This window comes from Buttiauxella ferragutiae, assembly GCF_022637515.1.
Lineage (GTDB): Bacteria > Pseudomonadota > Gammaproteobacteria > Enterobacterales > Enterobacteriaceae > Buttiauxella > Buttiauxella ferragutiae.
The window spans coordinates 2466686-2488687 of sequence record NZ_CP093332.1 but is presented as its reverse complement, the minus strand read 5'-3'; the positions used below and the strand labels follow the sequence as shown (position 1 = coordinate 2488687).

The 22002-nt window shown below is 49.6% G+C and carries 23 protein-coding genes and 2 tRNA genes; 14 read left to right on the top strand and 11 right to left on the bottom strand.

Going from position 1 to position 22002, the window contains the following annotated elements:
* Positions 1 to 144: 144 nt before the first annotated feature.
* Together gloA and rnt are read left to right on the top strand one after the other, a co-directional pair.
* Positions 145 to 552 carry a lactoylglutathione lyase gene (gloA, locus tag MNO13_RS11450; protein ID WP_064546252.1) on the top strand — a complete coding sequence of 136 codons (408 nt, stop codon included), beginning with the start codon at positions 145 to 147 and terminating at the stop codon, positions 550 to 552.
* A gap of 94 nt (positions 553 to 646) precedes the next feature.
* Positions 647 to 1300 carry a ribonuclease T gene (gene rnt / locus MNO13_RS11445; protein ID WP_237931838.1) on the top strand — a complete coding sequence of 218 codons (654 nt, stop codon included), beginning with the start codon at positions 647 to 649 and terminating at the stop codon, positions 1298 to 1300.
* A 49-nt stretch (positions 1301 to 1349) separates the two neighbouring features.
* On the opposite strand, the gene MNO13_RS11440 is transcribed toward rnt, so the two are convergent.
* Positions 1350 to 1694: a Grx4 family monothiol glutaredoxin gene (locus tag MNO13_RS11440; RefSeq protein ID WP_064511765.1), complete on the bottom strand. Its 345-nt coding sequence runs from the start codon at positions 1692 to 1694 to the stop codon at positions 1350 to 1352.
* A gap of 362 nt (positions 1695 to 2056) precedes the next feature.
* Between MNO13_RS11440 and MNO13_RS11435 the strand changes: the two genes are divergently transcribed.
* Positions 2057 to 2911: a C40 family peptidase gene (locus tag MNO13_RS11435; RefSeq protein WP_064546245.1), complete on the top strand. Its 855-nt coding sequence runs from the start codon at positions 2057 to 2059 to the stop codon at positions 2909 to 2911.
* Positions 2912 to 3042: 131 nt separating this feature from the next.
* Complete coding sequence (gene sodB / locus MNO13_RS11430) at positions 3043 to 3624, top strand: superoxide dismutase [Fe] (protein ID WP_064546243.1); 582 nt, start codon at positions 3043 to 3045, stop codon at positions 3622 to 3624.
* Positions 3625 to 3677: 53 nt separating this feature from the next.
* Here sodB and cydH read toward each other — a convergent pair whose 3' ends face one another.
* Positions 3678 to 3767, bottom strand: coding sequence for a cytochrome bd-I oxidase subunit CydH (gene cydH / locus MNO13_RS24530; protein WP_115628380.1), 90 nt, complete (start codon positions 3765 to 3767; stop codon positions 3678 to 3680).
* Positions 3768 to 4062: 295 nt separating this feature from the next.
* Between cydH and purR the strand changes: the two genes are divergently transcribed.
* Complete coding sequence (gene purR / locus MNO13_RS11425; protein ID WP_064546241.1) at positions 4063 to 5088, top strand: HTH-type transcriptional repressor PurR; 1026 nt, start codon at positions 4063 to 4065, stop codon at positions 5086 to 5088.
* A gap of 38 nt (positions 5089 to 5126) precedes the next feature.
* Here the strand turns inward: purR and punR are convergent, their stop codons facing one another.
* On the bottom strand, positions 5127 to 6038 hold the full coding sequence (punR, locus tag MNO13_RS11420; protein ID WP_121813587.1) for a DNA-binding transcriptional activator PunR: 912 nt from the start codon (positions 6036 to 6038) through the stop codon (positions 5127 to 5129).
* 115 nt (positions 6039 to 6153) lie between these two features.
* Between punR and punC the strand changes: the two genes are divergently transcribed.
* The 5 genes from punC (at position 6154) to MNO13_RS11395 (ending at position 12717) form a co-directional block, all read left to right on the top strand.
* Complete coding sequence (punC, locus tag MNO13_RS11415) at positions 6154 to 7347, top strand: purine nucleoside transporter PunC (protein WP_064546237.1); 1194 nt, start codon at positions 6154 to 6156, stop codon at positions 7345 to 7347.
* A gap of 298 nt (positions 7348 to 7645) precedes the next feature.
* The gene (cfa, locus tag MNO13_RS11410) at positions 7646 to 8794 is read left to right on the top strand and encodes a cyclopropane fatty acyl phospholipid synthase (protein WP_241940005.1); all 1149 of its coding nucleotides are present in this window, start codon (positions 7646 to 7648) and stop codon (positions 8792 to 8794) included.
* A gap of 185 nt (positions 8795 to 8979) precedes the next feature.
* Positions 8980 to 10299: a PTS sugar transporter subunit IIC gene (locus MNO13_RS11405; protein WP_241940004.1), complete on the top strand. Its 1320-nt coding sequence runs from the start codon at positions 8980 to 8982 to the stop codon at positions 10297 to 10299.
* A 48-nt stretch (positions 10300 to 10347) separates the two neighbouring features.
* Positions 10348 to 11739 (top strand): glycoside hydrolase family 1 protein, encoded by a 1392-nt coding sequence (locus tag MNO13_RS11400; RefSeq protein WP_232885791.1) that lies wholly within the window; start codon positions 10348 to 10350, stop codon positions 11737 to 11739.
* A gap of 54 nt (positions 11740 to 11793) precedes the next feature.
* Positions 11794 to 12717 carry a LacI family DNA-binding transcriptional regulator gene (locus tag MNO13_RS11395; protein WP_232885790.1) on the top strand — a complete coding sequence of 308 codons (924 nt, stop codon included), beginning with the start codon at positions 11794 to 11796 and terminating at the stop codon, positions 12715 to 12717.
* 65 nt (positions 12718 to 12782) lie between these two features.
* Here MNO13_RS11395 and MNO13_RS11390 read toward each other — a convergent pair whose 3' ends face one another.
* On the bottom strand, positions 12783 to 13424 hold the full coding sequence (locus MNO13_RS11390; RefSeq protein WP_064546223.1) for a riboflavin synthase: 642 nt from the start codon (positions 13422 to 13424) through the stop codon (positions 12783 to 12785).
* Positions 13425 to 13648: 224 nt separating this feature from the next.
* On the opposite strand from MNO13_RS11390, the gene mdtK reads away from it, so the two are divergent.
* The 3 genes from mdtK (at position 13649) to MNO13_RS11375 (ending at position 15371) form a co-directional block, all read left to right on the top strand.
* Positions 13649 to 15022, top strand: a complete 1374-nt coding sequence (mdtK, locus tag MNO13_RS11385) for an MdtK family multidrug efflux MATE transporter (RefSeq protein WP_064546222.1) — start codon at positions 13649 to 13651, stop codon at positions 15020 to 15022.
* Positions 15023 to 15175: 153 nt separating this feature from the next.
* Positions 15176 to 15252 (top strand) — tRNA-Val (locus MNO13_RS11380).
* Positions 15253 to 15294: 42 nt separating this feature from the next.
* Positions 15295 to 15371, top strand: a tRNA-Val gene (locus tag MNO13_RS11375).
* Between the two features lie 69 nt (positions 15372 to 15440).
* On the opposite strand, the gene MNO13_RS11370 is transcribed toward MNO13_RS11375, so the two are convergent.
* The 3 genes from MNO13_RS11370 to MNO13_RS11360 are packed head-to-tail and all read right to left on the bottom strand — an operon-like array spanning position 15441 to position 17202.
* Positions 15441 to 15770 (bottom strand): hypothetical protein, encoded by a 330-nt coding sequence (locus tag MNO13_RS11370; RefSeq protein ID WP_237931846.1) that lies wholly within the window; start codon positions 15768 to 15770, stop codon positions 15441 to 15443.
* Between the two features lie 11 nt (positions 15771 to 15781).
* Entirely contained in the window at positions 15782 to 16279 is a 498-nt protein-coding gene (locus MNO13_RS11365) for a hypothetical protein (protein WP_241940003.1), read from the bottom strand.
* A 5-nt stretch (positions 16280 to 16284) separates the two neighbouring features.
* Positions 16285 to 17202, bottom strand: coding sequence for a hypothetical protein (locus MNO13_RS11360; protein WP_237931847.1), 918 nt, complete (start codon positions 17200 to 17202; stop codon positions 16285 to 16287).
* A gap of 242 nt (positions 17203 to 17444) precedes the next feature.
* Between MNO13_RS11360 and MNO13_RS11355 the strand changes: the two genes are divergently transcribed.
* Positions 17445 to 18095 (top strand): helix-turn-helix domain-containing protein, encoded by a 651-nt coding sequence (locus tag MNO13_RS11355; RefSeq protein ID WP_083963364.1) that lies wholly within the window; start codon positions 17445 to 17447, stop codon positions 18093 to 18095.
* Here the strand turns inward: MNO13_RS11355 and MNO13_RS11350 are convergent, their stop codons facing one another.
* The 4 genes from MNO13_RS11350 to MNO13_RS11335 form a co-directional block, all read right to left on the bottom strand.
* Positions 18096 to 19553 (bottom strand): capsule assembly Wzi family protein, encoded by a 1458-nt coding sequence (locus tag MNO13_RS11350; protein WP_241940002.1) that lies wholly within the window; start codon positions 19551 to 19553, stop codon positions 18096 to 18098.
* A 39-nt stretch (positions 19554 to 19592) separates the two neighbouring features.
* The gene (locus MNO13_RS11345; protein WP_064546213.1) at positions 19593 to 20234 is read right to left on the bottom strand and encodes a LuxR C-terminal-related transcriptional regulator; all 642 of its coding nucleotides are present in this window, start codon (positions 20232 to 20234) and stop codon (positions 19593 to 19595) included.
* A gap of 197 nt (positions 20235 to 20431) precedes the next feature.
* A complete protein-coding gene (locus tag MNO13_RS11340; RefSeq protein WP_064546211.1) occupies positions 20432 to 20965 on the bottom strand; it encodes a fimbrial protein in 534 nt (177 codons plus the stop codon).
* Positions 20966 to 20980: 15 nt separating this feature from the next.
* Positions 20981 to 21997 carry a fimbrial protein gene (locus MNO13_RS11335; RefSeq protein ID WP_241940001.1) on the bottom strand — a complete coding sequence of 339 codons (1017 nt, stop codon included), beginning with the start codon at positions 21995 to 21997 and terminating at the stop codon, positions 20981 to 20983.
* Positions 21998 to 22002: the final 5 nt, after the last annotated feature.

Here is a 22002-nt window from a genome sequence, read left to right as displayed (position 1 = left end):
CCTTTAATTTTACCCAAATAATTCTAGTTGTGGCCAGGCGGCAAGCTCAGGAATCCCCGGGAGCTTACTTGAGTAAATGACTGGGGTGAGTGAGTGCAGCCAACACCGTCACAACTTGAAGAATGAAGGGGAAAAGAGGAATTTATGCGCTTACTTCATACCATGCTGCGCGTTGGCGATCTGCAACGCTCTATCAATTTTTACACCAACGTACTGGGCATGACCCTGCTGCGTACCAGTGAAAACCCAGAATATAAATACTCTTTGGCGTTTGTTGGCTACGGCCCGGAAACCGAAGAAGCCGTTATCGAACTGACTTATAACTGGGGTACCGAGAGCTACGATCTGGGCAACGCCTACGGCCATATCGCATTGAGCGTTGATAATGCCGCCGAAGCTTGCGAGCGTATTCGCAACAACGGTGGCAATGTAACCCGTGAAGCTGGCCCGGTAAAAGGCGGCTCCACCGTTATCGCTTTCGTTGAAGATCCAGACGGCTACAAAATCGAGCTCATCGAGAGCAAAGATGCGGGTAAAGGCCTGGGTAACTAATACTCAACTAACGGGCGGTAAACCTGCCCGTTAGCTTCCCTTCTTAAAATTTGCCATAATGCGCGCTGCTTTTTCCCCGTATTAAGAGATCCTGATGTCTGACAACACGCAACTGCAAGGCCTGTGTGACCGCTTTCGTGGTTTTTATCCGGTAGTCATTGACGTTGAAACCGCTGGGTTTAACGCGAAAACCGATGCTTTACTGGAAGTCGCTGCCATCACCTTAAAGATGGATCTGGACGGCTGGTTAATGCCTGATGAAACCCTGCATTTCCATGTCGAACCTTTCGAAGGCGCTATCCTTCAGCCTGAAGCGCTGGCCTTCAATGGTATTGACCCGCACAACCCGTTGCGTGGTGCCGTCAGTGAATATGACGCGCTACATGCGATTTTTAAGATGGTGCGCAAAGGCATCAAAGACAGTGGGTGTAACCGTGCAATTATGGTGGCGCACAATGCCACCTTTGATCACAGCTTTATGATGGCCGCGGCAGAACGCGCGTCATTAAAACGTAACCCTTTTCATCCGTTTGTCACCTTTGATACCGCCGCACTGAGCGGACTGGCATTAGGCCAAACGGTGCTGGCGAAAGCGTGTATTGCTGCTGGTATGCCGTTTGATAGCAGCCAGGCGCACTCTGCACTTTATGATACCGAGCAAACCGCGCAGCTATTTTGCGAGATAGTGAATCGCTGGAAGCGTTTAGGTGGCTGGCCGCTGCCACTCCCTGCAGACCCCGAATCGTGAGCATAAAAAAAGCGACCTTAACGGTCGCTTTTTAATAACTAACAGCAAATTACTCTGCGTCTGGCTCTTCAGATTTATGCTTAGCAGCAGATTCTTTAATCAGCGCCTGCAATTCACCACGTTGATACATCTCAATGATGATGTCGCAACCGCCAACCAGCTCGCCATCAACCCACAATTGTGGGAAAGTCGGCCAGTTGGCATATTTTGGCAACTCAGCACGGATGTCCGGGTTCTGCAAAATATCAACGTAGGCGAAACGCTCACCACAGGCAGACAGCGCCTGCACAGCCTGGGCTGAGAAACCACAGCTAGGCAGTTTCGGGGAACCTTTCATATAAAGAAGGATTGGGTTTTCAGTAATCTGTTGTTGGATTTTTTCAATAGTGCTCATTGCTTGCTTCCTCAAACCTGGTCTCGGCAGTAGCCTGCCATTGTAGCGATCGATACCCTCTCCAGAAAACACCAATTTTTGCAGGGTTTCTGTGTACTACGCGATGGAGGGATAACATGTCTCAAGAATAACACTTTTCCGGTAGCTGCAAATCAGGAATTAACCCTATCCCTGATCAATAAATCACCTTATGACCTTAAGTTTGATGATTTTTTTTGCGACTGGTTACGAAACAGCACGACGATAGGTAAAAGGTTGTTAACTTTATCTCACTTAATAGATTAGAATCGGCGGGTTTCGCAAAATCATACACGGGCATGATGGTAATTATCATGCATTCATTTTAACCAGGGGATTGTCGAGTGGCGCGGATAACAAAAATTTCTATCACGCTCTGTGCTCTGCTATTTACCTTGCCGTATACACCATTGACGCAGGCGTCTGAGCACGCTCGTCCCGTGGCGGCGCATAAAGCGCACGTTGTGAAAAGCACAACCAAGAGCACAGAAAAGAGCAGTAAGAGTAAAGATAAAACCACTACCGCCAGCAAGAAAACCAACACCACCTCCAAAACAACCAGCAAGAAAAAAGAAACCACTGCCTCAACGAGTAAAACCGCTAAAAACTCCAGCAGTGCTAAAACAAAAAATCTTGCCAGTAAAGACCGCAAAAAATCCTCTCAGCTCGCGAAAGTCCAGCCTGTTGCTCTCACCGAAAAATGCAGTAAACCTCGTAAAGGTTATAAAACGCATTGCGTGAAAGTCAAAGCAGAGCAACCAACGACGATTGCCGCTGCGCATAAAGTCCGGGTGCAAAAAGCACAGAAAACGGCGATGAACAAATTGATGGGCCAGATTGGCAAACCGTATCGCTGGGGTGGGACTTCACCGCGTACCGGTTTCGATTGCAGCGGTCTGGTTTATTACGCCTATAAAGATTTGGTGAAGTTCCGTATTCCACGCACTGCTAACGAAATGTATCACCTGCGTGATGCCTCTTCGGTGGATCGTGGTGAGCTGGAAACAGGTGACCTGGTATTCTTCCGTACACAAGGTCGCGGCACTGCGGATCACGTAGGCGTGTATGTAGGCAACGGTAAGTTCATTCAGTCTCCACGTTCTGGCAGGGATATCCAAATCACTTCCTTGAGCGAAGATTACTGGCAACGCCACTATGTTGGCGCTAAACGTGTCATGACTTCCAAAACCATTCGTTAAAAATTCGTCGAAAATCTGCGCCTGCCCTTCATTGGGCAGGCGTGTTCCTCTTTTGCTTACCCTTTCAATTTGTTACCCTAAACCCGCACTAAAAGTGTTGTCTAGATGTAAACAATAATAAGGAGTTAGCAATGTCGTTCGAACTACCTGCACTACCGTATGCAAAAGATGCTTTAGCACCGCATATCTCCGCCGAAACCCTGGAATACCATTACGGTAAACACCATCAAACCTATGTCACTAACCTGAATAATCTGGTTAAAGGCAGCGCGTTTGAGGGTAAAACCCTCGAAGAGATCGTTCGTACTTCCGAAGGTGGCGTATTTAACAACGCCGCTCAGGTCTGGAACCACACTTTCTACTGGAACTGCCTGGCACCAAATGCTGGCGGCGAGCCAACTGGCGAACTGCTGGAAGCCATCAATAAATCTTTTGGTAGCTTCGCTGAGTTCAAGCAGCAATTTACTGATGCTGCTATCAAGAACTTCGGTGCTGGCTGGACATGGCTGGTTAAACAGGAAGATGGCGCATTAGCGATTGTTTCTACCTCTAACGCTGGCACCCCACTGACGACTGCAGCTAAACCGCTGTTGACTGTGGATGTGTGGGAACATGCGTACTACATCGACTACCGCAATGCTCGTGCTGGCTACCTTGAGCATTTCTGGGCGCTGGTGAACTGGGCATTTGTTGCGAAGAATTTAGCAGCTTAATGCAAAAGTAAATGGGCCGCGATTTGCGGCCCATCTTGATCAAAGCGTAAAAATCAGTGCAGTACGGCAGTTAGTGCGCCGAAAACAATCAAAGCCAAAACAATTACCGTCGTCGTGATTGAAAATTTCAAATCGGTGCTCATCATTAAACTCCTTTTATATCCATACAATCGATGTGTCAGGGTGATTTTCCCACAACCAGAGATAAAAATCCTCCAGGTTTTAATCTGATATCAATTTTCCCTCTTCCACTTTTCGCCTGGATAGGCCAAAATCCCTCGCTAATTTGTTGCGTATCGTCAATTCAATGCCCTCCTCCCGTTTTATGTCGCAATCCCGGCATACCTGCAACCATCATGTTGCCTGTGGAGTCAGCGTACGCAAACGTTTAACATAATAGCAATCAAGGGTTTACGATATAGCCCGGAGTGAATTTTAATGGCGACAATCAAGGACGTGGCGAAGCGCGCAAACGTTTCCACTACAACCGTATCACATGTGATTAACAAAACCCGTTTTGTGGCGGAAGAAACGCGCAATGCGGTGTGGGCAGCAATTAAAGAATTGCACTACTCGCCAAGCGCCGTAGCACGAAGCCTGAAAGTTAATCACACCAAAACGATTGGTCTGCTTGCCACTTCCAGTGAAGCACCCTATTTCGCCGAGATAATCGAAGCGGTGGAAAATAGCTGCTTTGAAAAAGGCTACACCCTGATTTTGGGCAACGCGCACAACAACTTTGAAAAGCAGCGCGCTTACTTATCGATGATGGCACAAAAGCGAGTCGATGGCCTGTTAGTGATGTGCTCTGAATATCCTGAATCATTGCTCACCATGCTTGAAGAGTACCGTCACATCCCTATGGTGGTGATGGACTGGGGCGAGGCTCGTGCCGATTTCACCGACTCCGTGGTCGATAACGCTTTCCACGGCGGTTATCTTGCTGGACGTTATTTGATTGAACGCGGCCACCGCGAAATTGGCGCCATTCCCGGGCAAATGGAACGTAACACCGGTGGCGGCCGCCACGCAGGCTTTATGAAAGCACTGGAAGAAGCGGGAATTTCCATTCCGGAAAACTGGATTGTTCAGGGTGACTTTGAACCTGAATCAGGTTACCGCGCCATGCAGCAGATCATCGGCCAGTCTCATCGCCCAACAGCGGTATTCTGTGGCGGCGACATTATGGCGATGGGTGCTATTTGCGCTGCTGATGAAATGGGGCTGCGCGTGCCGCAGGATATTTCCGTTATCGGTTACGACAACGTGCGCAACGCGCGTTACTTCTCACCGGCATTGACCACCATCCACCAGCCGAAAGATTCGCTAGGGGAAACGGCGTTTAATATGCTGCTGGATAGAATCGTCAACAAACGCGAAGAGTCGCAGTCGATTGAGGTTCACCCGCGTCTGATTGAACGCCGCTCTGTGGCTGATGGCCCGTTTCGCGATTATCGCCGCTAAGTGTGTGTCGGATGTCGCGCAAGCGACATCCAGCAGACTTACAGCGGCTCCTGTAGCCACTCCTGATTCATCGTGTCACTATCGCCTAAGTAATCCAACAGCCAGGCCAACGCTGGCGATGCATCGTTTTGCTGCCATGTCAGGCAACATGCCGCGTCAGGGAATGGATTATCCAGCGTTAATTCGCGCCATTTCCCTGAAGCAACCCACGGTTTGGCAATATGTAACGGCACCATGCCGATACACAACCCCGCGCTCAAGCAATCCGAACCGGACGCCCAATCAGGCACTACCACGCGGCGCTGGTTATCTAACAGCCAGGTAATTCGTTTTGGTAATGAACGCGAAGTATCTTCCAGAACTAGCGATGGCCAGGCACGCAGGTCATCATCGCTTAACGTCCCATCGCACTGTGCCAGTGGGTGCGAGGAAGCCACCACGCAACGCCAGCTCAACGTTCCCATATCACGGAAGGCATAACGCCCCCCAACCGGAATCGCCTGAGTCGCGCCAATCGCCACTTCTACGCGTCCATCCGCCAGCGCATCCCACACGCCGTTGAACACTTCCTGAAAGATACGTAATTCGATATCAGGAAAATGGCGATAGAAATCCAGCACCAGTTGCCGCGTTCGCTCCGGTTTTACAATGTTATCAACTGCAATCGCCAGGTGACCACGCCATCCATTGGCGATCTGTTGGCACTGTTGCCGTGTCGTCATCATTTTTTTGATAACAGAGCGGCCTTCTTTGAGAAAAAAGACGCCAGCAGGGGTTAATTCAACATCCCGATGACGACGTTCGAATAGCGGAACGGCTAACCAATCTTCGAGTTGCCGCACCGTATAACTAATGGCAGACGGAACGCGGTGCAACTCTTGTGCTGCACCGCTGAAGCTGCCATTGCGCGCTACCGCATCGATGACTTCCAGCGAGTATTCTGACCACATTTCTTTGCTCACAAATTTTTTGAACGCAACCTACAAATATTAGCGTTTCACAAGCGTAATTGCACTCCGTACACTCTCGCGGCGATTAACCTGCAAGATAAAACAAGAGAAAATTATGCAACCATCAAAAGGATTTCTTATCTGGCTGGCCGGATTAAGTGTGCTGGGGTTCCTCGCCACAGACATGTATCTGCCTGCTTTCGCTGCCATTCAGCAAGATTTACAGACCGACGCCTCTGCCGTCAGTGCCAGCCTGAGTCTGTTCCTTGCCGGCTTTGCGTTTGCCCAGTTGATGTGGGGTCCATTGTCAGACCACTTCGGTCGTAAACCGGTATTACTGGCGGGTTTAAGCCTGTTCGCCATCGGTTGTATCGGCATGCTGTGGGTTGAAAGCGCCACCGCGCTACTGGTACTGCGTTTTGTTCAGGCGGTTGGCGTCTGTTCTGCGGCCGTCAGTTGGCAAGCTTTGGTGACCGATTACTATCCGGCGAATCGCGCTAACCGTATTTTCGCCACCATTATGCCACTGGTTGGCTTGTCTCCGGCGTTGGCACCGCTGCTCGGTAGCTGGATTTTGACTCACTTTGACTGGCAGGCGATTTTCGCTACCCTGTTTGCCATCACGCTGGTGCTGATGATCCCGACTTTACGTCTGAAACCCCGCACTCAGCATCATCCGCAAACCGAAGATAATAAAGTCAGCTTTACCTCTTTGCTGCGCTCACGCGTGTACAGCGGGAACGTATTGATTTATGCCGCCTGCTCCGCCAGCTTCTTTGCCTGGCTGACCGGTTCGCCATTCATTCTTAACGATATGGGTTATAGCCCGGCGGTTATTGGCCTGAGTTATGTGCCGCAAACCATCGCCTTCTTGATTGGCGGCTACGGCTGCCGTAGCGCGCTGCAAAAATGGCAAGGCAAGCAAATGTTGCCATGGTTACTTGCGCTCTACACCCTGAGCATTTTCGGTACCTGGGGTGTGGCGGTCAGCGGCCATGCCAGCCTCACGCTGCTATTGATTCCATTCTGCGTGATGGCGATTGCTAATGGTGCGATTTACCCGATCGTCGTTGCTTCAGCCTTGTTGCCATTCCCACAGGCCACCGGTAAAGCAGCTGCATTGCAAAATACGCTGCAATTAGGTTTGTGCTTCCTGGCAAGTTTGATGGTGTCATGGTTGGTCGCAACCCCGTTGTTGACCACCACCAGCGTCATGTTGGTGACCATCGTCTTAGCCATGTTGGGCTACTTGCTGCAACGCCGTAGTCATGTCAAAGTCTGGCAACCTGCTGAATCCGATGCACATTAATGTATCGTTTGCGTGACAGCAATGTAGTTAGCTTGCTAACAATATTTCATTGAATCACCGCCTGGGCGAGCCTATACTTATTTACGGCTTGACCGTCAGCACAATAATAATGACGTTTTGACGGGAGCCTTTGTGCTCCCGTTTGTTGTTTTAGAAGCTTTTTTTGTGGGCTCTCGCCCCCCTTTCTCTGTTCTACGTCGGATATCAGGCTCGCGGTATTTTCCGTGACATTTCTCACATGCCCAAAATAGCGTCTACGCTGTTTTAAGGTTCCTCTCACAATGGTGATGGAGAAGCTATGAGTTCATCGTGTATAGAAGAAGTCAGCATAAGAAATAACCCGTGGTATCGAATCGTGAGCGAAATGCTCACGCAGGCTGGCGTGGAAATTAACGGCCCGCGCCCTTTCGATATCCAGGTTAAGCATCCCGATTTTTTTAAGCGCGTGCTGCAAGAAGGCACCCTCGGGCTGGGTGAAAGCTATATGGACGGCTGGTGGGACTGCGAACGGCTGGATATATTTTTCAATAACACCATCCGTGCCGGACTTGAGAATCAACTCCCCCGCCATTTAAAAGACACCCTGCGCATTGCTGCAGCCCGAATATTAAATCTGCAATCCAAAAAACGCGCCTGGATTGTCGGTAAAGAACATTATGATCTTGGCAACGACTTATTTAGCCGGATGCTCGATGAACATATGCAATATTCCTGCGGCTACTGGAAATCAGCCACTACCCTTAGCGATGCGCAGAATGCCAAACTGAAAATGATCTGCGATAAGTTGCATCTTGAGCCAGGTATGACGCTGCTGGATATCGGCTGCGGCTGGGGTGGGCTTGCGGAATATGCCGCACGGCATTATGGGGCCGTGGTTCATGGCGTGACCATTTCTGCCGAGCAGCAGAAAATGGCTCAGGAACGTTGTCTCGGGCTGGACGTGACTATCTTGCTGCAAGATTATCGCGATTTAGAAATGCAGTTTGACCGCATTGTTTCAGTTGGCATGTTTGAACACGTCGGGCCGAAAAACTATGCCACCTATTTCAATGTGGTTGACCGCAACCTGAAACCAGAGGGTATTTTCCTGCTGCACACTATTGGTTCGAATAAAACCGATAACTGCGTTGACCCGTGGATAGACAAATACATTTTCCCGAACGGTTGCCTGCCGTCCGTGTGCCAGATTGCCGATGCCAATGAAGGCCATTTCGTGATGGAAGACTGGCATAACTTTGGTGCCGACTACGATAAAACGTTAATGGCATGGCACGAGCGTTTCCAGAATACCTGGCCGGAATTTGCCAGTAACTATTCAGAACGATTCAAACGGATGTTTAGTTATTACCTTAATGCGTGTGCCGGAGCCTTCCGCGCCCGCGATATTCAGCTGTGGCAAATCGTCTTTAGCCGCGGCATCGAACACGGCTTACGCGTCCCGCACTGATTTAATGCCCCGGCTAGTCCGGGGTTTAGCATTTTCTTAACAAATCGTGAACTTCTTCACGTTTCCAGCTCTCCTTTCCTCACGAGTTTGATCTCGCTAACACTTATCTCTTTATTCAATGGAAACCGGTTTCCCTGTTGTTTCACAATCAATCCACTTACCCCGACAATAACAAGGATACCGCCATGAGCATGTACCAAAAAATGGTCAATGTGATTGAGCAAAAAGTCACTCCCATGGCCGGAGCGATGGGCTCTCAGCGCCATGTCATCGCCATCCGCGACGGCTTTATCTCTGCCCTACCGTTTATGATCATCGGTTCTTTCTTGTTAGTATTTATTTTCCCGCCGTTCTCACCTGACAGTAGTTGGGGCTTTGCCCGCTCGTGGTTGAGTTTTTCTCTCACCTACCGCGAACAGCTGATGTTGCCGTTTAACCTCAGCATGGGTGTCATGACATTCTTTATTTCGGTCGGTATTGGTGCAAGCCTCGGAAAGCACTATAAGCTCGACCCGATTATGACCGGCTTACTGGCATTTATGGCTTTTTTACTGGTCGCAGCACCGTATAAAGACGGGCAGATTTCAACACAATACTTCTCTGGACAGGGCATCTTTACCGCTCTGCTGACGGCCATTTATGCCAGCGAAATGTATGCGTTCCTCAAACGCCACAACATCACTATCCGCTTGCCGAAAGAAGTCCCAACCGGTGTTGCGCGTTCGTTTGAGATCCTGATTCCGGTGGTGGTGATTGTCGCCACGCTCCATCCGCTGAACTTATTTATTGAATCGACCACCGGAATGATTATTCCGGAAGCGATCATGCACCTGCTGGCACCGCTGGTTTCGGCCTCTGACTCATTGCCTGCGATTCTGATTTCGGTGTTTATCTGCCAGATCCTGTGGTTTGCCGGTATCCACGGTGCACTGATTGTCACCGGGATTATGAACCCATTCTGGATGGCCAACCTTTCGGCGAACCAGACCGCACTCGCCGCCGGTAACGTGCTGCCACATATCTACCTGCAAGGTTTCTGGGATCACTACCTGCTGATTGGCGGCGTCGGTTCAACATTGCCGCTGGCGTTCTTGCTGCTGCGTAGCCGCGCCATTCACCTGCGTACTATCGGTAAAATGGGCGTGGTGCCAAGCTTCTTTAACATCAACGAACCCATTTTGTTCGGTTCGCCAATCATCATGAACCCGCTGTTCTTCTTGCCGTTTACTTTGGTGCCGATGATTAACGCAACCCTGGCTTACATCGCGACTAAATTAGGTTGGGTCGCACAAGTTGTGTCGTTAACACCGTGGACAACCCCGGCACCCATTGGCGCGTCGTGGGCCGCAAATTGGGCGGTAAGTCCCGTAATCATGTGCCTGATTTGTATGGTCATGTCGGCTGTGATGTATTACCCCTTCCTGAAGGCTTACGAGCGCACCCTGCTAAAACAGGACGAAGAGCGCAATGCACAGGAAAACGAGAACCCGATTACTGTAAGTTAATTTTTTATAGCCTGCCGGTATGGCAGGCTCGTCAAATGAGGAACAAAAATGAAATACCAATTTCCTGATAATTTTTGGTGGGGCAGCGCCAGTTCAGCACCACAAACGGAAGGCGAAACACTCGGATTTGGCAAAACGGCCACCATCTGGGATCGGTGGTTTAAAGAGCAACCGACCCGTTTCCATAACGGCGTAGGCCCGGCAGAGACTTCCACCTTCTACAAGAACTGGAAAGAAGATATTGCGCTGCTCAAAGCGCTTAATCACAACACTTTCCGTACCTCGATTTCCTGGGCTCGTCTAATTCCGGAAGGCCGCGGTACGGTCAATCAGGAAGCGGTGACCTTCTACAATCAAGTTATTGATGAATTACTGGCGCAAGGCATTAAGCCGTTCATCAACCTGTTCCACTTTGATATGCCAATGGTGATGCAGCAGCAAGGCGGCTGGGAGAATCGTGACGTTGTCACGGCTTATGCTGAATTTGCCAGCAAGTGTTTCGAATTGTTCGGCGACCGTGTAAAGCATTGGTTCACCTTCAACGAGCCAGTAGTACCGGTTGAAGGCGGCTATTTGTACGACTTCCATTACCCGAATGTAGTGGATTTCAAACGTGCAGCCACCGTGGCTTACCACACTATGATTGCGCACTCTCTGGCGGTGAAGGCCTACCACGAGCGTAACGACGGCGGCGAGATTGGCATTATCCTCAACCTCACGCCATCTTATCCACGCTCACAAAACCCGGCAGATGTGAAAGCGGCAAATATTGCTGACCTGATGTTTAACCGCAGCTTCCTCGACCCGGCGCTGCGTGGTGAATATCCGCAAGAACTGGTGGCGCTGTTGAAAGAACACGGCCAATTGCCAGTCTGCCAGCCAGAAGACAAAGCTCTGCTGGCGGCGGGTGTGGTCGATTTATTGGGTATCAACTACTACCAGCCGCGCCGCATCAAATGCCGCGACTCGCTAGTGAACCCTGACAGCCCGTTTATGCCAGAGTGGTTCTTCGAATCCTACGAAATGCCTGGCCGCAAAATGAACCCGTACCGTGGCTGGGAAATCTACGAGCAAGGGATCTACGATATTCTCACCAATCTGCGTGAAAATTACGGCAACCCAAATTGCTATATTTCAGAGAACGGCATGGGCGTTGAGAACGAGCAGCGTTTCGATGAAAACGGCCAGATTCAGGATGATTACCGCATTGATTTTGTACGCGACCACCTGAAGTGGCTGCATAAAGGTATCAGCGAAGGCAGCAATTGCCTCGGTTACCACATGTGGACATTTATTGATAACTGGTCCTGGTGTAACGCCTATAAAAACCGTTACGGTTTTGTCTCGTTAAACCTTGAGACACAGCAACGCACTATCAAGAAAAGCGGTGAGTGGTATCGCACGACCGCTGCAGAAAATGGCTTTAACGACCGGACGTAATCTCAGCACTCGGGCCGCAAGGCCCGTTTCTGGCTGAGAAGTGGGAAACAGACTATGTCGAATATTAATGATGTTGCACGTCTTGCGCAGGTTTCCAAAGCCACGGTTTCGCGCGTATTAAGCGGCAGTCGCGGCGTCAAAGAAGAGAGTCGTCAGGCGGTTTTACGCGCCGCCGAAATTCTGAATTACACCCCTAATGCCATTGCGCAATCGTTGAGCAGCCAGTCGACGAACTGCATCGGTGTGATTTGTGCCACCGAACATATTCAGCAGTCTACCGGTTACCTGCAAGCGCTTGAAAAACAGCTCAATCAACATCACAAGCACTTGTTATTACGCTTCGCCAATGACCACAACAGCGTGGCACAAGCCGCTCAGGAGTTATCGAAGGGGTTATGCGACGCACTGGTAGTGGTCGGCGCGCGTTTCCCACTGCCGACGCTTGCTGACGACATCATGCTGATTGACTGCCTGAGCGGTGCCGAAAATTTCAGCGTTCAATGCGACCATGTTTTTGCCGCAGAAACCGCCGTGCACTATTTGTGTAACCAGCAACGGCGGCAAATCGCCTTAATCAACTTTGCCAGCGGAGAAGCGGCAGCGTTAACACTCGAGGGCTATCACCAGGCGCTGCACAACCATGTGGTGCCTTTTAACCGCCAGTTAGTGATTGAAGATGAGTCATCAGTACGCATTGCACTGCAACGCCTGATTAACCGTGGGGTGAAGTTTTCCGCCCTGTTAGTTACAGACGATACCCAGGCACAAGAAGCCGTGATGATGCTCAACCAGTACCAGTTAAAAGTGCCCGAACAAGTGATGGTATTTAGTCTGGATGGCTCCACCCGAATGCCTGGGTCGAACACCATTCCGGCGATTCAATACCCGCTGGAAAGTATGGCGCGTCGGGCGGTGGAATTACTGTTAGGGGAACGCCAGACCAGCGATGTGGTGCGCGGCAGTTTATTGATTGCGTAAGAATGTCGGATACGGCTCGAAATTGTAGGGTGGATAAGCCAAAGGCGTCATCCACCGTATAATCCTTATTCCTTCGGTAACAGCGCTTCCAAAGTCGCTTCACGTTGTGCCAGCACACGCTCAACGGTATCGACAATCGCCTGCGTTTGCGGGTCGATTTCAATATTAATGCGGTTGCCCAATTTCTTGCTGCCTAATGTGGTGCGCTCAAGCGTTTCTGGAATTAAATGTACACAGAAACGTGAAGCCGTCACTTCGCCCACTGTCAGGCTAATACCATCGATGCCGATATATCCTTTATGCAGGATATATTTCATCAAGGTTTTATCGCGCATTTTAAACCAGATCTGGCGGTTATTTTCCGACGTCAGGATCTTCGCCACTTCCGCCGTGGTCATAATATGCCCCGACATCAAATGCCCACCGATTTCATCATTAAATTTGGCGGCACGCTCGACGTTAACGCTGTCGCCCACCACTAACTCGCCGAGGTTGGTGATACGCAGCGTCTCTTTCATTAAATCAAAGCTGACGTGATTGCCATTGATTTGGGTGACCGTCAGACAACAGCCGTTGTGCGCCACCGATGCCCCAGTTTCAAGGCCTGGTAACATCGCATCTGGCATTGCGACAACGTGCGTACGGAAGTTAGGTTTCTCATCAATGGAGACCAGGGTTGCTGTGCCCTGCACAATACCTGTAAACATCGTAAAGCTCCTGGTAATTAACGGCAGCTGAAAATTATATGGCAGCACTTTAACAGTTGGAAAAAAACCTTGCCAGTCATCCGCGCTACCCCACCATTATTTGACTGGCGTATTCGTTTTCTCCCGCTACAATAGTCAGGCTATTTCCCCTGCTATTCCTATTTTCCTGCCTCTTCTGGCGGTCTTGTTGTCTATCTAATAACTAAAAATAATCAGGTGTATAAATGCAGAAGTACATAGTTGAAGCCCGCCAGTTGCTAGCACTGGCGATACCCGTAATGCTGGCGCAAATTGCACAAACCTCAATGGGTTTTGTCGATACCGTGATGGCCGGTGGCTACAGCGCAACCGATATGGCCGCAGTGGCAATCGGTACCTCTATCTGGCTACCTGCGATACTTTTCGGCCATGGTTTGTTAATGGCTCTGACGCCCACCGTCGCCCAACTCAATGGTTCTGGCCGTCGTGAGCGCATTGCCCACCAGATTCGCCAGGGCTTTTGGCTGGCGGGCATCGTCTCGGCAATCATCATGATTGTGCTATGGAACGCGGGATATATTATTCACGCGACCAAGAATATCGACCCGCAACTTGCCGATAAGGCCGTCGGCTATTTGCGTGCGCTGTTGTGGGGTGTCCCGGGCTATTTGTTCTTCCAGGTGGCGCGTAACCAGTGTGAAGGTTTAGCGAAAACCAAACCCGGCATGGTGATGGGCTTTATCGGCCTGCTGGTCAATATTCCGGTCAACTACATCTTTATTTATGGTCACTTTGGCATGCCAGAACTGGGTGGCGTGGGCTGTGGCGTTGCCACTGCTGCGGTGTACTGGGTAATGTTCTTCTGCATGATCTCTTATGTGAAGAAAGCCCGCTCAATGCGCGATTTGAAGCTGGAAAAAGGCTTCATCAAGCCCGACTGGAAAGTGATGAAGCGCTTAACTCAGCTTGGGTTGCCGATTGCGCTGGCGCTGTTTTTTGAAGTGACGCTGTTTGCGGTTGTAGCATTGCTGGTTGCGCCATTGGGGATTATTAACGTCGCCGGTCACCAGATTGCCCTGAACTTCAGCTCGCTGATGTTCGTATTGCCGCTGTCGCTATCAGCTGCGGTCACTATTCGCGTCGGCTTCCGTTTGGGCCAGGGTTCAACGCTTGATGCCCAAACGGCGGCATGGACGGGGATTGGTGTTGCAATGTGTATGGCGACGCTCACCGCTATTTTCACGATAGTGATGCGTGAACACATCGCCCTGCTCTACAACAGCAATCCGGAAGTGATTGCCCTGGCAGCACATCTGATGCTGCTGGCGGCGGTTTACCAATTGTCTGATTCTGTTCAGGTCGTCGGTAGCGGTGTGTTGCGTGGTTATAAAGATACCCGTTCGATTTTCTTTATCACCTTTATCGCCTATTGGGTTCTGGGCTTACCGAGTGGTTACATCCTGGCGCTGACCGATTGGCTGGTCGAACCGATGGGCCCGGCAGGATTCTGGACCGGTTTTATCATCGGTCTGACGTCAGCGGCAATTATGATGATGCTGAGGATGCGTTGGTTACAACGCCAGCCATCCGTGACAATTTTGCAGCGCGCTGCACATTAAACCCGAATAGCCGCCGTTATGGCGGCTATTTTTCCATCGAGTTGCGCAGATGCGCAGCAAACGAGTGAAATATGGAAGAAAATTGCGGTTTAACGCTTGCAAGGTTTAAGGGGTGCCGCTAATATTCGTCCCCGTTGTCACAGACAACACAGTGCGTCCGTAGCTCAGTTGGTTAGAGCACTACCTTGACATGGTAGGGGTCGGTGGTTCGAGTCCACTCGGACGCACCATTTTCTAGTTTTACTGCAATATGTAGTACCGCAACACACAGTGCGTCCGTAGCTCAGTTGGTTAGAGCACTACCTTGACATGGTAGGGGTCGGTGGTTCGAGTCCACTCGGACGCACCATTCTTAAAGAAACATTCAAAGCTTCGTCCCTTTTCTAAAACATAAAAAAAACAACAAATGATCGACTACTCAGTGAAAAACCAGACCGAGTAATTTGTCGAGAACAATATTGACCAAAGCGATGGCAATCTTCTCAACACGGGCAGATGCCTCAATCTGAAGCGTGTTTTTATATTGGCGCAAAAGTTGATCTCTTGCATAAAGCAACGCTTCCAGTTCACTATCATTGAGTTCGCCCCGCGCCCGAAGCAACAACCAATACGTTATTTTTTCGCCTGTTTGCCTGATTACCGCGTCTGTTTCTTCCGCAGCGGAGAGCAGGAGATCCTTCAATTGTTCTTTAATGAGTACAACGGCCTCATCTTTGATTGAGTCAATGACATCATCAATATCTGACATTTTTTTGTCCCCTATTTTGTTTGATTACCCACGCGAGAACTTTCTCCGCGAATGGCAAGGTCGTAGTTTGGTTTAACGTTGTCAATTTCTTCCTTCGCAAAAACGACGCTAAATAACTTATTCTCCGTTATCGCTATTTCGCAGTTATTTTTGAATACGTTATCGAGGTAGCGGATGGCATGCAAACGTGACTCATCATGCTTGCCTGCCGCATATTCTGTCGCTTCGCGAAATTTAAGATCTCCGGCATCACAGGTTGCCTTTACTTTGGGTTCATCGAATTTTTTTCTGGTGCAACGGTATTGTCTTCCAGAAATTTGAGGTGAAATGCCTTCAAATTGGTGAAATTTTGGTAAGCGCCTGCGTCGTAGTGTGAAACAAATAAGGCACATCCATTTAGTAATAAAAGGGGACAGAGCAATACCAATATGCTGGGTTTGAAAAAAGTATCTAATCGCTGCATTTTTATTTCCTGCTTTGAACTCTCTCTGAACTCTGGTGAGTGCCATACCGATTATTTACCGACTGGCGAAGGTTTTGGCCCTGTGGAACGTACCTGCATCACGCGCTGAAGAATGTCGAACCAGAATGGTCCGCCAAGGGAGACTGCGAAAATAGTGACCAGCAACCCCGCGACTTTTGTCAGCCATCCTATAAAGTCATGCGGATACTCTTTCCAGCCAAGGGTGAATCCAGCTGACTGCAACTCGGAAACCGCACTGTCATATTTCGTTTCGGCTATTTTGACCTTTTCTTCTGCTTGCTGGACGCTGTCACCCTTTGCTTTATCGCGCAACGCTAGCTCGTTAGTCACTTTTTCATGAGCGATTGCCACCAGTTTTGCTCGGGTATCCGGATTTGAGGCCAGCAATGTCGAAAGGTTGATAGAGTCGATATTTCCGCTAAGGACCAGCACGGCGGCAACGATAAGCGTAGTGGTCTGCATTCTGCGTTTGTACCAGCCGGAGGCACGGTCCATCACGGCGTCAAACAGTTTAGCGACCGCATAGCGAAACCTGGCGGCATCATTACCTGTTTGTGTCACTAATGTTTCGAGGATCCCTTTAATACGATTTTTATCCACTGTATCCGGCAGTAGTTGCACCCCAGCCGCAAGTGTTGCCGTGGCCGCTCTTCCCACAATTAACGCTTCTACGACTCGTGCAACAAGATCCGGGGGAATATAAGAGGGGCGACCATTTTCACCTTTGCTGAGGGACTGAATCAAAGGGTGCTCAAAGAATTTGGTAATAAACGGCTGACCCGGTGCCAGGTCTCCTGAAAATAATTCTTTGAGTGCCGTTTCAAGATTTTGGCTACGAATACTGGCCCATGCGGAAATGGCCTCCACAATGGCAGTGCAGGCTATTCCGAACATGAAATACACGGTCATCAACCCAATCAGAACATCAAGCGTCTCCAGTCCAAACATTTGTATTCCTCACATCTGAGAGTGTTCGGTAAACCAACGCCGAAATCGTGCAGATTCCGCTCTCAGAATATGAATCAGATACAGGGATTGATCGTTAAGATGTTCGTCGTAGTTTCTGGCGGCTTATCAATCATAAGTCGCATCCCGTCAGGGATACTCGACATGGTAGATTCCTCGCTAAAACATACTTTCATGCCGCGTGTTATACTTACTCTAAGAATCATCTGCTCCAGGTGTTATTGATGAACCATATTGATAGTCCGGAAGAAAAACTGCATCCGATGCAGTCGCCGGAGACAATAGCGCTAGTTAAAAAACTGGATCCCTTTATTAATTACTCTCTTGCAAAACCGGGGAGTCGGTTCTATTTCCGTATCAATGGCGTTAAGCACTGTTATTTCTTACGTGCTGGCCTTGCGAAATTGCATCGTGACGAAGACGAGATCATGATGACCACCTTGCCCACTCCCTACCTGCTAGGTATTTCTAATCTTTCGGCGACCAATGATTCTGCCGGTTTGTTTATCGAAACCATCAATGAATGCCTGATTGCATCATTAACCATTGAAGAAGCGAAACAGCTGATCACCGAGCAAAATGCATGGGAATTGTTATCCGGGCATCTGACTAAAATAACCAGCAACTTATTTACCCATTACCGCAGAATGACTGCACCCAGCGCTTATGAAATTATCCGCTTTAAACTCCTCGAACTGATGCAGGAACCTCAGGCCATACGCGAATCCATTTCTGCGGCAAATTACATTTTGTACAGCAGCCATTTATCACGAAGTGCGGTGATGAAAATTCTCGCGCAGTTGAAACAAGGGAAGTATATCGAGATAGAAAATGGTGTATTGAAGTCAATCCACCACTTGCCGAAGAAGTACTGATCAGTTAAATAACAGCGGCAATTCAAACGCGAAAGTAACGCCCAGTTCACTCTCTTTTGTCGAGCTACCCTGCGTATAACCCACCCCACTGTTCAGTGTGATTTGCTTATACAGCGGCGTCTGCCAGCCCAGTTCGAGGCCCTTCAGCGTGTCTGAATGCGGGAAAGCCTGATTTATCGGTTGCGACAGGCGATTCACCCGCACCCAGACTGCGCGCGCGCTCAGCCGTTGTTGATTCGCCAGTACCAGTTCGAGTTTTCCCGAATAACGAGTACCGTCGCCGCCCATCGCCTCTCCCAGCGGCGAGCCCTGCTGGTAGTAACCCTGCTGATAGCAATAGTGGTAATAGATAATGCCGGTTTTCTGCATCCCTGAGCGGGTATCGGCCCCTTCGAGTGTCCAGTTAAGCTGGCTTTCACCCCACACATTTACGGCATGATGACCTTCTATTCCGGCAATAAAAGTATTGTGCGAGGGCAAAACGCCCGCCTGATCTTCACCCGTCACCTGCCCGTAAACGCTCAGTGGCAGGTCGATCAGCGGCGCGAGTTTCAGGCGAAAATCCACCCCGCCTAACTGGTCACCGGGATCTCTGTCCTGGCTACCGGTATTGTCACGGCCAATAAATGCATCGCCAAACGAGTGGAAGGTATTGGGCCGCCCTTTTCCGCCCCACATCATCATGCGCGAAGCCCCCAGATCCAGCGCGCTGAACGGGGAAATAGTCAAGCGACCGCCAATCAGCTTCGGTTGTTGCGGACGTTGATACTGGCGTAATTGCCCGGCCGATAGCTGATACTGCCAGCTTCCCAGCCACGACAACCACGGTGTTTCAAAAGGCGACTGGTCAGCGCGTTGCACTAAAAAGCCCACCACCGGGCGCGCCGCATCCGAGCGAATGGTGCTGCCGTCGTTACCCGGCCCCCACCATTGTGGGATTTCACCAAATGCCAGCCACTGATTAAACAGTTTCACCCCCGCGTAAGCGCCGTTAAGGTTGATGTTGGCAGAGTCCGCAATGTACTGATGGCTTTCAAACTGCGCCTGCAAATTCACATCCCAGAAATCACCATTGCTGGCAAGTGCCGCACCGATCCCATGTGCACTGGCAGGCGTGTCGGCAAAACCCTGGGGTAATGGCGGGTGGTCGGATTGCGTCCAGCCCTTTATTCTTACCGGGGCTTTCAGGAAAGCCAGGCGCTGCTCAACACGTTGAAGTACGGCCTGGTTTCCGGCACTGCTCTGCAATTTTGACTGTGAAATAGCGCGGGTTATTTCTTCCTGGCTTAACGGCCAGGTGGAAAGGTTAATGTGAATAACGTCCCTGTCCGCCAGCCAGGTCAGATCGCTGCGCAATTGCGCGTCATTACTGACAAGCCCTGCGGCAACGCTGTTACTGCAATAACAAACTAACGCCCAGCACAGACTCTGCCGGCATAATAGAGCCAGAGGTTTCATTGCCATTCCTTTGAATTATCGCCCTGAGAAAATCCTGTTTTAATTCGCTTCCAGACTTTGATTAAATAATTCGAGCGTGCGTTTTTCTTTTAATAAATTATTTAAAAAGGTCAATAACTCAAAATCCGTATTCAAGTTAAATTTGGTCATAATCATGCGCTTGTGCGCGCCAACCGTTTTCGGGTTGATCTGTAAATCACTGGCGATCTTTTCTGTGGTATCACCACGATAAAAATGCGCCGCAATTTTGACCTGTTGCGGTGATAACGTGCGATGGCGGCAATCCAGGCAGCTCCATTGTTTCTTTTGCTCCTGTGCGGCCCGGCAATCCTCCCAGCCGCGCATAATCGTGGTTTTAGTTTTATTCACCGGCTCAGCGCGGTTCACAAAGGCAATATCAGTAATGCATAACGGTAACTCTGCGTAGCGCGGGTTTTTACTACCTTCATATAAGCCAATGACCAGGCTGTTTTTCCTGCGGGTGTGCAGTAAGGGCTGGCAAATACAGCTGACGCCGACATCATAATTTTTAAAGATAATATCCGCCGTGGCGATATTGGTTTCGTTTAACGTAACAATCTCGACTGTTACATTCATTTCTGCTGAAAATATCTGCTTCAACAGCATTTCCAGTCCATGGCGATATAAAGCATTTTGCTCATCAATAACAATTTTTAACATACCACTGCCCCAGCAAGAATCGACAACAGCAATTTCCTCGAACACCCGTTATTGATTAAAAATCAACGCCAGATTCCGGCAATAAACTCCATACCATGCACCCTATAAGCGTAGCGATAATTAATCCTTTAATCAGATATGGTCCATAGCGATATAAAAAATACATATCAATATTCCTTACTCTTTTATTACTGCGGCTACTGGTAGGTGAACGTCATGGTGACCACACTATTAATGGCTCCTGAACCCACATTCCCGCCAGGCGTGATGACCCGAGCAGCCAGGCCAAACGTGGCGGTACGCAGAGTGGGATCAATATTTGACGTCATGGTGGTGCTGTTGCCTTTCGCCAGTGTACGGTTGCTGTTATCCACCATTTGAATCGCCATGTTTGTCGCGCTGCCTGACGATGTGGCATTTTGATAGAGCGTGGCATCCGTGGGATAAGGTGTTCCCTGGAATGTGACCGTTGCTGTGACAAGTGCTGCCGGGCAATTGATCAGTTTAACGGTGAACGGTACCCACGCTGAAGCCGAGCCCGCCGTTCTGAGATCGGTACCAAGTAGTTGCCCAAAGTTAATATTCTGACTCACTGAACCTGGGTCAACCACACAAGGTGTGGGCAGTATTCGGCCTGTCACATTAATATTCACTATATCTGCGGCAAACACTGGCCCAACAGAAAATACGCTGGACAAGGCAACCATTAAATACACTTTAAGTGGCAGCATATTCTTCCCTTTTTATTATTGATAAGCCATGGTCACAGTGGCCGTTGCATTGGCTGTACCGGGCACCACCGTACTGGCGGTCTGATAATATCTGGCGGTGAATGGCACATTTAATGTGTCCCCCGCATTAACCACATTGCCGGCTGAGAAATAATTATCAAACACCGCTGGGCTGCTGTTATAGAGTAATTGGATACCAATCCCGCTGGCATTATTCGCACCCGCTGTTAATGCCATCACCGCATTGGGTTTCGAAATATAGGCCGCAGAGGTCATATTCATCATCACATTCACTGGCGCATTACAGGTTACCGGCACATTAAAAGCCTTATCCCCGGCGGTTGATCCAATACCTGAAAAATTAGCCACGATCATATCGTCTAATGGCACCGGAATATTGGCATCCACTGAACAAGAAACAGCGCGATAATAAAGTGTGCCGGTATAGGAAACCGAACTATCAGTATTGCTACCCAGACCATAACCGGTGTTATACATCCCGATACCAAACTTGGTTTGTCCTGGGTCCATAGCACCACTGCCAATAGTATTGCTGGTTTTAACTAATGCCAGAGTCATACTAATTGAATAGGTTTTGGCACTGGTGTTAGAGATATAACCTAATGGAGTATTTCGTGTATCACACGACGCCCCTGCCCCCGTTACTCTCTGACCACTCGAGTTAATGAGGGTAATACCCACGCCAGCCACCCCGGTATTATAGACGCCAGGCATACCCGAAACTTCAGTTCCCGTTCCGTAATAACAGGTGATAATCGCAATCCCCTGCGGCACCGCCGATATTGTCGAACAGTTGCCTGAGAAACTGAATACGCGTTCAGTACCGGGTATGGTTGAACCTATTGGCAAGGTTGAATCCACCGCCGTTGACGATAACGTCGCGATACCCGGTATCGCTGGCGTAGAGACACATCCGGTATTAGCAGCGAATACATTGGGGGAGATTAAACACAGCCCCAATAATAAACTGCATAGCATCATTATTCTTTTGGCAATAATAAATAAGCCCATTTCAT

Excerpts from the sequence above, each read along its gene's own strand:
- rnt (WP_237931838.1), top strand. The coding sequence starts at position 647 with ATGTCTGACAACACGCAACTGCAAGGCCTGTGTGACCGCTTTCGTGGT.
- MNO13_RS11350 (WP_241940002.1), bottom strand. The coding sequence starts at position 19,553 with ATGAAACCTCTGGCTCTATTATGCCGGCAGAGTCTGTGCTGGGCGTTA.
- MNO13_RS11365 (WP_241940003.1), bottom strand. The coding sequence starts at position 16,279 with ATGGCACTCACCAGAGTTCAGAGAGAGTTCAAAGCAGGAAATAAAAAT.
- MNO13_RS11405 (WP_241940004.1), top strand. The coding sequence starts at position 8,980 with ATGAGCATGTACCAAAAAATGGTCAATGTGATTGAGCAAAAAGTCACT.
- mdtK (WP_064546222.1), top strand. The coding sequence starts at position 13,649 with ATGCAGAAGTACATAGTTGAAGCCCGCCAGTTGCTAGCACTGGCGATA.
- cydH (WP_115628380.1), bottom strand. The coding sequence starts at position 3,767 with ATGAGCACCGATTTGAAATTTTCAATCACGACGACGGTAATTGTTTTG.
- cfa (WP_241940005.1), top strand. The coding sequence starts at position 7,646 with ATGAGTTCATCGTGTATAGAAGAAGTCAGCATAAGAAATAACCCGTGG.
- MNO13_RS11390 (WP_064546223.1), bottom strand. The coding sequence starts at position 13,424 with ATGTTTACAGGTATTGTGCAGGGCACAGCAACCCTGGTCTCCATTGAT.
- MNO13_RS11370 (WP_237931846.1), bottom strand. The coding sequence starts at position 15,770 with ATGTCAGATATTGATGATGTCATTGACTCAATCAAAGATGAGGCCGTT.
- MNO13_RS11355 (WP_083963364.1), top strand. The coding sequence starts at position 17,445 with ATGAACCATATTGATAGTCCGGAAGAAAAACTGCATCCGATGCAGTCG.
- MNO13_RS11335 (WP_241940001.1), bottom strand. The coding sequence starts at position 21,997 with ATGGGCTTATTTATTATTGCCAAAAGAATAATGATGCTATGCAGTTTA.
- gloA (WP_064546252.1), top strand. The coding sequence starts at position 145 with ATGCGCTTACTTCATACCATGCTGCGCGTTGGCGATCTGCAACGCTCT.
- MNO13_RS11345 (WP_064546213.1), bottom strand. The coding sequence starts at position 20,234 with ATGTTAAAAATTGTTATTGATGAGCAAAATGCTTTATATCGCCATGGA.
- sodB (WP_064546243.1), top strand. The coding sequence starts at position 3,043 with ATGTCGTTCGAACTACCTGCACTACCGTATGCAAAAGATGCTTTAGCA.
- punR (WP_121813587.1), bottom strand. The coding sequence starts at position 6,038 with ATGTGGTCAGAATACTCGCTGGAAGTCATCGATGCGGTAGCGCGCAAT.
- MNO13_RS11400 (WP_232885791.1), top strand. The coding sequence starts at position 10,348 with ATGAAATACCAATTTCCTGATAATTTTTGGTGGGGCAGCGCCAGTTCA.
- punC (WP_064546237.1), top strand. The coding sequence starts at position 6,154 with ATGCAACCATCAAAAGGATTTCTTATCTGGCTGGCCGGATTAAGTGTG.
- MNO13_RS11360 (WP_237931847.1), bottom strand. The coding sequence starts at position 17,202 with ATGTTTGGACTGGAGACGCTTGATGTTCTGATTGGGTTGATGACCGTG.
- MNO13_RS11395 (WP_232885790.1), top strand. The coding sequence starts at position 11,794 with ATGTCGAATATTAATGATGTTGCACGTCTTGCGCAGGTTTCCAAAGCC.
- purR (WP_064546241.1), top strand. The coding sequence starts at position 4,063 with ATGGCGACAATCAAGGACGTGGCGAAGCGCGCAAACGTTTCCACTACA.
- MNO13_RS11340 (WP_064546211.1), bottom strand. The coding sequence starts at position 20,965 with ATGCTGCCACTTAAAGTGTATTTAATGGTTGCCTTGTCCAGCGTATTT.
- MNO13_RS11440 (WP_064511765.1), bottom strand. The coding sequence starts at position 1,694 with ATGAGCACTATTGAAAAAATCCAACAACAGATTACTGAAAACCCAATC.